Source organism: Desulforhopalus sp. (assembly GCA_030247675.1).
In the GTDB taxonomy this organism is placed as follows: Bacteria; Desulfobacterota; Desulfobulbia; order Desulfobulbales; family Desulfocapsaceae; genus Desulforhopalus_A.
Genome location: JAOTRX010000004.1, coordinates 434,813 through 444,241, shown reverse-complemented (window position 1 = coordinate 444,241; position 9,429 = coordinate 434,813). Strand labels below are relative to the sequence as shown.

Here is a 9,429-nt window from a genome sequence, read left to right as displayed (position 1 = left end):
ATTATATCTTTTGTGCTATACAAAGGTATGAATATTTATTTACTTTATTATATAACTATTTAGTTGTATAAATAGATCACGAAAAATATATACATCTTGTTCTTTACTACAGGAAAACACGATGAAAATAATAATACTCAACCAGAAAGGTGGTGCCGGGAAATCAACGATTTCCACAAACATGGCATATTGTCTGGCGATATCAGGAAAGAAGACCCTTCTCATCGATATGGATCCCCAGGCGCACAGCTCTGTGATCTTCTGCACCGACATTCCCAGAAATCAAACAGTGGGTGAGCTGCTGTCGAGCAAATCGTGTAAAATTGACAATGTCATTCGTCAAGCGGTGATCGGTGAAAATGAAGAGCCAGTTGAAAATCTTTTTATTATCCCTTCCAATATCCATCTGGCCATTACCGCCGAACAGATCACAATGAAAATCCACAGGGAAAAGCTTCTCCATAATCATTTGAAAAAAATCGAAAAGGATCTCGATTTCATCATCATCGACTGTCCACCAACGGTTAACGTACTCACGATCAATGCCATCTATACCTCCGACATGATTTTAATCCCGACTATTTACGGACGTTATTCCTTGGATGGTATTGCCGACCTTTTCAAGTCGATCGAGGATGTGAAAGAATCGAGCGACTTTAAATATATGATTTTGAGAAATGCCCGTGACGCCCGCAACAAGCTCTCCAATGTATTTGTCGAAGAACAATTGGAACCATACAGGAAGAATCTTTTAAAAACCGTGATCCGTAGAAATGAAGCCATTAACCAAGCGCAAATGAACAATGAACCTGTGATGGTTTTTGACCCAAGATCTTGCGGTGCCGAAGATTTCAAAGAACTTACCGAGGAGATTCTGAGATATGGCAACTAAAAAAATCACAGGACAATCCAAGCTGGCTCAAGCAACTGAGTCAAAAATTGATTCCACAGAACGTCTCGATTTGGTGCCTTTAAGAAAAAAACCATCGTTGAAGGCATACCGACTTTATGATGATGACATTGCCAGGCTTAAAGAGATTACCGCGACTATGAACAAGGAGAGTCACCGGCACATCAGTGAAACTGCTGCAATTCGTGCCTTGATAGTGTTGGGGACGAGTACAACGGGAGAAAAGCTTTTGAAAGCATTACGGGAAACGATATAGGTTTGTATGTATATTATGCTATACAAATATATATACAAAAATCAAAAAGTATCCGGATCCACGGGGGATAGATGCGTGATGCTTAGTGATTCAGCGGGTTGGTGGCCATGCCCTGGTCATGGGCATCTTTAGTGATAATATCTCTCTGAAAAGTAGGGAAATGACGTGTCGAGGTGGGCGAAGAAGGGAGTGGGAGGACGATACCGGCTAGAGCAAAATGACCGGTGAACTGACAGATTAATGGCAACGAGAAGATTTCTCACAATATCTTTTCAGGGTTTTATGATAATGTTCCCGACATGAAAACAGACGCCTCATCTGCCACCGTTTTAGAAGTCGATCAAAAAACCATGGACGTTCGTCCGCTTTTCACAAGCGGTGTTTCAGCTGGTTTTCCTTCCCCAGCCGAAGATCATATTGATCGAAAACTTGATTTGAACGAATTGCTCATTCAACATCCGGTAGCCACGTTTTTTGTGAGGGTTGCCGGCGATTCCATGAAAGATGCAGGTATCAATCATGACGATATCCTGGTGGTAGACAGGTCTCTTGAAGCGACGAGCGGTAAAATTGTTATTGCCATCGTTAATGGCGAACTAACCGTAAAAAGGCTTGAACGAAATCCAACCTCCTGTAAACTGGTTCCGGCAAATCCCGACTACTCTCCTGTCGTGATCACTGAAGAAACCGATTTCAGCATCTGGGGTGTCGTCACCAGCGTCATCCATCAATTTTAATGCCTCCCAAGATAAAGAGAGTTTTCGCTCTTATTGACTGTAATAACTTTTACGCTTCCTGCGAAAGGTTGTTCCGGCCGGACCTGATTGGAAAGCCCGTTGTAATCCTTTCGAATAATGATGGATGTATAGTCGCTCGTTCCAATGAGGCAAAGGCTCTCGGAATTTCCATGGGTGCTCCATTATTCAAAATGAAACACTTGATCGCAAAGCATGGTGTGCATGTTTTTTCATCGAACTACGCATTATATGGAGATCTTTCGCACCGAGTCATGGATGTGATTCGACAGATGGAATGTAATGTGGAGGTGTATTCGATAGATGAGGCGTTCCTGACGCTCCCGATGAATAAAATCTGGAACCGGCTTGAATATGTTGCCGAACTTCGAGAGAGAGTGAGAAAACTCGTTGGTATTCCAGTTTCCATCGGTATTGCCACGACAAAAACGCTGGCAAAGATCGCTAATAGGATCGCGAAGAAGCATCCACAGTATCAAGGTGTCTTTGACCTCGTTGAGAACAGTCAAATCGACCAGGTTTTACAGGAGACGGAAGTCGGTGATATTTGGGGAATTGGTCGAAAGCATGCTGAAAAGCTGATAGGACGAGGTATTTACACCGCACTTGATCTTAAAAGTGCCGATGAATCGTGGATAAGGAAGCAGTTGACCGTTGTCGGTGCCCGAACTGTGATGGAACTGAACGAGATCCCCTGCATCTCACTTGAGAAGGCCCCGCCATGTCCCAAGTCAATTATCACATCTCGAAGCTTTGGACATCCGATTGCGGATATCGAGAATCTTCGAGAAGCGGTCATCAGTTTTGTCTCAATGGCAGCCGAGAAACTCCGAAAACAAGCAGTCGAAGCAGATACAATTAATTTGTATATCACCACCGGACCCTTTGACGAGCAATCGAACTATTCGAACAATCTGACAATCAGTCTACGAAGACCAACGTCATCCACGCCGGATCTCATCGAAGCGGCGTTACGATGTCTCAAATCTATATACCGACCTAGTTATCGTTATCGAAAAGCGGGTATCATGCTTGCCGGTATCGTCAAACAGGGATATAAGCAGCAGGATTTATTTTCGCCGGCTATTCCAGTGAAAGAAGACAAGCCCCTCATGGCGGCATTGGATAAGATTAACGACAAATGGGGGCGGAGTACTATTCAATATGGAATGACCGAGGACACGGATAAACCGTGGTCAATGCAACAGACTCGGAAGTCACCAGCTTATACAACAAATTGGCAGGAGTTGCCGGTTGTGAAGGCAGCGGTCTCAATGCCTGACCCGAAAAAAAGATTCACAGGTTCGAACATTTAATTGTAGAAATCGAGATTAGATCTGACATTTTTTATTATCATGTTTGAATATTATCTTACACCTCCACTGTAGATTATCTTTGGATATCTCTGGTTTGCGGTTGCTCCATTTCTAATCATTTCTCACTGACAGATCTGAGTTACCCAGTAAGAAATTTTGGTCTGAATAGTTTATCAGCCATTTGTCATTGGCAATGCTAACCTGAGCTCCAACCTTGTGCCGAGATATGCTTACGCTACCATACCCAACCACTAGAGGACCCAAAGCCTCCTCGATATTTACTGATTGACATAAAAGTCTCTGATTGCTTTTATGTATTTAATCTTTCAAAGAAAAGGTCATGGAGTTTTGTATGGACACGTTGTAGCAAAAAACGGCCGTTTTTTTGTTAAGCTAGGCGGGTTGTCCTAAAGTCGAACCTATTTTATTGGCTGTAGATAATAAGGTTCGTTATTTGTCAATAAACTTGTATGGTTGAGCAGGTGAAGGGGTAGGCTGTGAGAGGTTATTTTATTGTACACAAATTCCGTCTTTCTACGCAATTTCATGACGGTAAAGATATTGTTTACCATGATTCATTTTCTGGAAACCAATGACCGTATATCTGGTCTAACCCAATGATATATTCTTTTTGCAAAACAAAGAACTTGAATGGCAAAGCTAATCCAGTAGATATCGGTGACTACTTTTTCTTTCTGACAGCTAAGCGTATTGAAGACGGACTTTCAACAAGTAATGCCATTTATTGTGACCTGATTTTTAAAGTTGCTGGTAAGGCCACTTGGGATCGAAACAAAATAAAACCTAAAAACGACTCGTTTACTTTTGTAGGTCGTCCTAGGTTCACATCTTGGTCCGATGAGGCTTGGGAGGATGCTATGTCTGATCATTTTAAATGGCCATCAGAAAAGCAACATGCTTGGAATGATGAATCATTCAAAAAATTAACGACTTATATAGGTAACAAAAGAGAGACATATCAACCACAAATTGAAACATCAGACCAAGTAAAATTGATAGATATCTCGAGTTTACTGCAAAGCAAAAAATACCCAGATATTCCTTATGAGAATCCAACAAAAATAGACACTCAGCGGCTACCGATTAAAGATTTGGTTGATTATATTAAAAACAATTCAAGTAAAAAGTATCGTGGTATTCATCTAAGAAAAATACGAGAGGCATCAAACAATGAATGGATGAGCAGTGATAGTAAGCAAATAAGGCCTCGAAAACAAGTTTATTAAATCGTTCGTTTTTTTATTGACATAAAGTCGCTGAAGAAAGGATACAATACTGAATGGATGAGTTTTGTTTAAATCAATGTCATCACCTTGAGATAGGAATGGTTTGCAGGATATCAGCGAATGTAGTCGATATCTGTATAAATGTTAAAATAGCTTGAGATCAATGAAAACATTAGCATTAGTAATAGGTAACAACAATTATCCAGGTAGGTCCAAACTAAATAATGCAGTAAACGATGCATTTGAAATCTCTGAGACTTTTAGAAAATTACACTATAAGGTCATTTATAAAGAAAATTGTGTTTCAAGTGACTATGGAGATTTGTTGACAGAATTTGAATCACAATTGCCAAATTTTGATGCGTCTATTTTTTATTTTGCCGGTCATGGATTTCAGTTTGATGGAGAAAATTATTTGGCATCTATTGAGTGTCCTATCGAACATCCAACTAAACATTCATGTGAAAGAACTTGTATCAGGTTAGCTGAGCTAACTGAAATAATAAGAAAAGCGACGACTAAAATAAATATAATTATTATTGACGCTTGTAGAAGAAGTTTTTCAAGAGGAGTAGCTAGTTCATTTACCCAAGTTAATGCTCCTGAAGGAACAATCATTGCTTTTTCAACATCTCCTGGGGAAGGCGCAAAAGATTCAGGAATAGAAGGCCACAGCTTATATACTGGAGTACTTCTAAAATATATAGGAAGAGAATTTCTTTCGGTAGAAGAGCTATTTAAAAAAACTCGAAGGACTGTATATAATCTTTCGGATGGAACTCAGACTAGTTGGGAACATACGTCGTTGGTTGGAGATTTCTATTTTAACACAGGTCAAATGATATATTCAGTTTCCATACCTTACGATGAATCTGTAGTTAAAGACAGAATGTTTGTGTCGAAAGGCACTGATATTGATCAAATAATATCAGATTTGAGATCATGTAATTGGGATAAGCAAAATCCTGCAATGTCAAGATTCAAGTTGATTGCTCCACAGTTGTTAAATAAAAATCAACAATTTATTATTGGTCGCAATATTTTGCAAGCTTCAGGTTATGCTTACAATGCTACTGACTTTATGGATAATTTAGATAGCAGGCTGGCTAAGTACAATAATGACGATGAAAATCATGTTTTGAATGGAATTTTGTACGAAATATATTTTGATAATAATGGTGACTTTCGAAAAGGAAAATTTAAAACAAATTGTATAGATAAGGTGTTTGCTTTAAGACATCGAAGTAATTTTGAACAGTCGTTCAAATTTATAGATAAGGCTTTAGCTCCATATAGAAGTGAAATATATTATGTTCCTGGAAAAGCTGATTCTACAATTGACGTAGATGTTTTAGCCAGAAACAGTACAAGGACTGATTTTTCTGGAGTTGAGAAAGAGTGTCAGACAATTGATTCTATCCATGTTTTTGATAGAGATATCACTCAAACGATAAATAAGATTCACGGGTGTGGAGGAAATTTATCTTACCTAAAAAAGACAATGATTGAGTTCTTAGTGGCTCCAGAAGAACTGGTAAACCTAAATTCAAACATTCCTATAGATAATCTATGTTTTGAAGAGCCTCTAGATACCATATTTTAAAAATACAATTTCAATCAGTGCATAGGCAAATCTTCATTGTTTAATTTTATAGTAAAATGCTCCTCCCACCACACAGGTAGGAGGAGCAATTTTTCATCTCACAAGCTCTAGTAAAACTTCCCAAACGGTTTCACCAGAGACTCGTTTCGTTAACCACCCCGGATAAAATGTATTCGTCACCGAAACAAGTCCCCGGTTACTTCCGGACAGGCAATTTTCTCGCATCCGGGTATACTGCACGTTCATGGTGAATTTTAAACTCATATTGATCTATCTCTAAGATCAAGTATTGGAACCGTTAATTTGAACCTGTCAGTGTGCTCTTGCAGGACGCAGCCAACTCATAGAAACATCTTGCTCCCCATGGCATTTAACCCACAGTGGGTATTTATATGAGTCTTCCCTCGGTTTCTTGCTCCAGCTATTTAGCGTATGTCACCGTTCTTCAATGAAAAATGCACACTTATAAATGATTATACCCACAATATCATTTGAAAATGTCTAGGAGGCTAGACATAGCATACGATTGGCCGTTCAATATCTGCCAGTATGCATTTTCTCCGATTAACCACTTTTCAATGAACAGATACGGTTCCAAAGCTCGATCTCAGCCACTCTCACCAGCAACTTTGCAGCCTACTGGTTAGGCATCTCTCAGGCAACAGCACTCGATGGGAACGGTGCTGAGGATAATTCCTGAGTAGATTTTATTTTTTTGATCTCATCTGCTTCTATGGGGTTGAAGCTGATGGCAGTACTAACGACTGCACTGAGCTAGAGCAAGATTCGTAGGCACCCTCGGCATTTCTGACGAAATGAGTGTGCTGTGAATGTTGCTTATTGGATTATATCTGTATGTGTGGTGTGAAAATGACTGATGCAAGAAATAAATGATCTAGTGGGAGCTTTGACTGAAATCTCTTTTTGTGTACAAAATCAAAACGTTAATGATATTGTATGGTAAAAGAACTATACTGATTCGGAAAATGACGATTGAATAACTGCTGAATTAAAGTTTGTTGAGGCTTGGCCTTCCCTCTTAATTATTTGAAAATAATGAAAAAAATACCGAGAAACGCACAGTGTCCATGTGGGTCTGGGAAGAAGTTCAAAAGATGCCACGGGTTAATTGGAAATGTTGAAATTCCGTCTATAAAAAAAGTTGATAACCCGAAAACTCTCCTTGAGCTTAAGTTGGTCCCTAAGTCTTACTCTTTAGTATTTGATAGTAAACTTAAAGCAACTTATTCGAAAATTATTAATAGAATATTACAAGAAGAGAAAGTTGCTTCTGTTCTAGGATGGGATAACGAAAAGAAAAATAGTTTCTCTTCAAAGTTGATTGATAAATGTAGTAAGAGTTGTAATCCTTTTTTGGTAGTACATGTAGATGATAATTATTTTCTAGAAGAGGTGTTGGCCAAAAAAACAACTCTGCTTGCAAATTCTATACTTTGGAACGAAGTTGACCAATATATATATTCATATATATGCAACACATTCAATTTGTTATCTGATAGATATAGAAGTTTGATGAATAATTACAACGATATTTCTACCGCATGTTGTGTAGCGCGTCAAGTGGTTGAAATAACAATAAATGCAATATCAAACCAGTGGGTAATTACCTCCGCACATAATATTATTCGTAAAGAGTTTAAGAAGTTCAGTGTGGATAGTTATGTTTCCTGTAAAGAGTTACATAATTTTGCCTTATCCATCTCAGTCTGGCCCCAAAAAGCTATTAAAACGTTATCCAAAATATTAAGTGAAAAATATACTATCCTTGAAGAGAAATATTCGAATATTAAAGACTTCAGTCCAACAGCATATCAGCAATTTAATATTACAAAATTTGTGGCAGAGAATTTCGCGACACTTCCTGAAGAGCAACGTAAATATTTGAGTGAGGAAAATATTGACTTGGCAAAATCGGTTACAAATTTACAAGGCTACTATAGATATTTATGTAAATATGTGCATCCGACATCTCAACTCTTTCCTTTGCAAGATGGGTTGTATGAGTTTGATCAAACAGATATCGCAACCTCTGTCCAAGCCACAATATTACTTGCGTTGAATGAATGTATGAAGCTGATTGAGATCCTGTTTGATAATGGTATGTTTATACAGCTAAAATTCTTGGATATCATTGAGTCAAAGAGGTTCAATTTTATCTCAGATGAAATGACATTAGTCGACTATAGCTTAGATTTTGTAAGTGATACTATGAATAACTATAAAAGTATAATTTTGAATACAACTGAAGGTGATTTGGTTGTTTCAAAGATCACCGGATTTTCAAAGAAAACCAATAAATTTGCTAAGAAGTATGAATCGTTAGATGATAGAACTAAAGAAAAAGTTGATGCATTTATCAATGATTTAACAACCGACAAGTGAACATTGCTGCATGTCCTTAGAAAAATCTCACCAAAGCGCCAAAGACGAGGTCCATCGTAAAATTGGTCGTAACATGCTCATGTTTCAACACATGGAGCAAATACTAAAGTACATGATAGCCCATGGCCACATTCATGGAGATGTAAATACACTGGAAAAGAACCTGAAGTGTCGTAAAGATAGCGTGAGCAGGAAAACGATGGGGCAACTGGTTGGTGACTTCATGGAAAATGCTCATGGAGAAATGATCGAAACTGAAGCCCCAGATGAGAGTAAGGTACATATGTCATTTCAGTTCAAGGTTGATTGTGATGAGGTGTATTACGATAAAAGGAAGAAGGAACTCGCAGCAATAGTAGCTGAACGCAATGATCTCATTCACCACCTTTTGCCACGTTTTAGTCTTGCCTCAATTGAGAGTTGCCATGAGATAGAAATATATCTTGATAACCAACATGAAAAGCTAACCAGAGAAATTGAACATATCAAATCGACATTAAAATCCTTTGATGAACTGCGTAAGCGGGTAGTTAAATATCTGACGTCAGATACCTGGTTGGGTGAGGTGAAACTGACTGAATTACGACAAACCCGGCTAGTTGTTTGGTTGGGACAGATTGCAGAAAAAGCAGCAAGGAGTGATGGGTGGGCCTATTTGAATACTGCTGGTCAAGTGCTACAAACTCAACAACCTGAGGAATTGGCGAATATCAAAAAGAAGTATGGGTATAAATCGCTAAAAGAAATAATACTTGCTGCTGAATTGTTTGATTTCATGGAAGAACCAACTAAAAAGGGTGGTGCTCGTGTTCTTTATAGGTTGCAAGAAGGGTGGGAGTTGTCGAGTAGTAATAACTTACTTGAAGGGCCAAAATGAAAATTTCATTCGATGAGAAACCGCGTTATTGTTGTCGTGTTTAGTCATTTAGAAAGAAACAA

Annotated in this window: 8 protein-coding genes; all 8 read left to right on the top strand. The window is 38.5% G+C overall.

The features are described from left to right. Positions 1 to 121 precede the first annotated feature (121 nt). Positions 122 to 892: a ParA family protein gene (locus OEL83_11505; GenBank protein MDK9707664.1), complete on the top strand. Its 771-nt coding sequence runs from the start codon at positions 122 to 124 to the stop codon at positions 890 to 892. Next, positions 882 to 1,166, top strand: coding sequence for a hypothetical protein (locus OEL83_11500; protein MDK9707663.1), 285 nt, complete (start codon positions 882 to 884; stop codon positions 1,164 to 1,166). The genes OEL83_11505 and OEL83_11500 overlap by 11 nt, the downstream gene beginning before the upstream one ends. A gap of 299 nt (positions 1,167 to 1,465) precedes the next feature. After that, a complete protein-coding gene (umuD, locus tag OEL83_11495) occupies positions 1,466 to 1,903 on the top strand; it encodes a translesion error-prone DNA polymerase V autoproteolytic subunit (GenBank protein ID MDK9707662.1) in 438 nt (145 codons plus the stop codon). Continuing rightward, positions 1,903 to 3,237, top strand: coding sequence for a Y-family DNA polymerase (locus tag OEL83_11490; protein ID MDK9707661.1), 1,335 nt, complete (start codon positions 1,903 to 1,905; stop codon positions 3,235 to 3,237). Before umuD ends, OEL83_11490 begins: the two co-directional genes overlap by 1 nt. 647 nt (positions 3,238 to 3,884) lie before the next feature. Continuing rightward, positions 3,885 to 4,484 carry a hypothetical protein gene (locus tag OEL83_11485; GenBank protein ID MDK9707660.1) on the top strand — a complete coding sequence of 200 codons (600 nt, stop codon included), beginning with the start codon at positions 3,885 to 3,887 and terminating at the stop codon, positions 4,482 to 4,484. Positions 4,485 to 4,647: 163 nt separating this feature from the next. Further along, entirely contained in the window at positions 4,648 to 6,087 is a 1,440-nt protein-coding gene (locus OEL83_11480; protein MDK9707659.1) for a caspase family protein, read from the top strand. 1,056 nt (positions 6,088 to 7,143) lie between these two features. After that, positions 7,144 to 8,490 carry an SEC-C domain-containing protein gene (locus OEL83_11475; GenBank protein MDK9707658.1) on the top strand — a complete coding sequence of 449 codons (1,347 nt, stop codon included), beginning with the start codon at positions 7,144 to 7,146 and terminating at the stop codon, positions 8,488 to 8,490. A 10-nt stretch (positions 8,491 to 8,500) separates the two neighbouring features. Beyond that, the gene (locus tag OEL83_11470; protein ID MDK9707657.1) at positions 8,501 to 9,367 is read left to right on the top strand and encodes an OST-HTH/LOTUS domain-containing protein; all 867 of its coding nucleotides are present in this window, start codon (positions 8,501 to 8,503) and stop codon (positions 9,365 to 9,367) included. Positions 9,368 to 9,429: the final 62 nt, after the last annotated feature.